Source organism: Atlantibacter hermannii (assembly GCF_009907385.1).
Lineage (GTDB): Bacteria > Pseudomonadota > Gammaproteobacteria > Enterobacterales > Enterobacteriaceae > Atlantibacter > Atlantibacter hermannii_A.
This window is the reverse complement of sequence record NZ_JAAATR010000092.1, coordinates 1-988: the sequence shown is the minus strand read 5'-3', so window position 1 is coordinate 988 and position 988 is coordinate 1. Positions and strand designations below refer to the sequence as shown.

Annotated in this window: 2 protein-coding genes; both read right to left on the bottom strand. The window is 47.9% G+C overall.

The genetic code is table 11. From position 1 onward, the window contains the following. Window positions 1-252, bottom strand: a 252-nt coding sequence (gene mobC, locus GV764_RS19285; protein ID WP_139574712.1) for a plasmid mobilization relaxosome protein MobC, incomplete at its 3' end; no start/stop codon positions are given. A 220-nt stretch (window positions 253-472) separates the two neighbouring features. Further along, window positions 473-946: a trimethoprim-resistant dihydrofolate reductase DfrA14 gene (dfrA14, locus tag GV764_RS19280; RefSeq protein WP_004201280.1), complete on the bottom strand. Its 474-nt coding sequence runs from the start codon at window positions 944-946 to the stop codon at window positions 473-475. Window positions 947-988: the final 42 nt, after the last annotated feature.

Sequence of the window (988 nt, the reverse complement as noted above, 5' to 3'; positions counted from 1 at the left end):
TGGTGCAGTCGTCTTCTGAAAATGACAATCGTGCCACCGGCTCCAGGTCTTATCGAACAGCTCAGACACATGGTCCAAATGCTGGTCGATCCGTTCGGCCAGTTTTTCGATGGCCTCTTGCTTGAGCTTGTCACTTTCCCTGAACTCGATGTTCAAGGCCCTGGCCACCTGGTTGAGGTTCCGGCCGATAGCTCCAAGCTGCCGGCACGATTCCCGTACGGTGTTCACTTCTTCATCAGTGAGGACCGGCATCCGGTTCAACGACCGCAGTCATTTCTGTACCTAAACAGTCCTGCGAATATGTGAGTTTTGACCTAATGAGCCACAAAAACTCATTTTCGCCCACGATAATTTTTCTACTTCCTTTCTTTGGAATGCTCATTTCAATATTCACATAACGTCGCTATCAATCGCGGAAAAGGCGTAGTGCGCGAAGCGAACGAAGCTTTTTGCCGTCGATTGCATAGCTTTGTTAACCCTTTTTCCAAATTTGATAGCAATAGTTAATGTTTGAAGTAAAGTGTTGCTCAAAAACAACTTCGAAGGTATTTGGAATACTCGGGAAGAAAACATCCCCCTCTGGCTCGATGTCGATCGTCGATAAGTGGAGCGTAGAGGCCATGGGTAATGTTTCTCGGTAAATTTCTCCGCCACCAGACACTATAACGTGACCGGTGAATTCAGCTAGCCTGTCCATGGCCTCTTCGATTGACTGAAATACAACTACATTGTCATCATTTGATGTCCAACCTGAGCGGGTAACGACCGCGTATTTCCTATTGGGGAGTGCGCCCATAGATTCAAACGTCTTGCGACCCACCAGAAGCCACTGATTGTAGGTCAATGCTTTAAAAAGTAGCTGCTCCCCTTTCGCGGACCAGGGTATGTCTGGACCGCAACCAATCACGCCGTTTTTCGCTTTCGCAGCCATCAATGATACTTTCAAGGTTCTCATCCTGGGTTAACTTTGTTTTAGGGCGACTGCCCT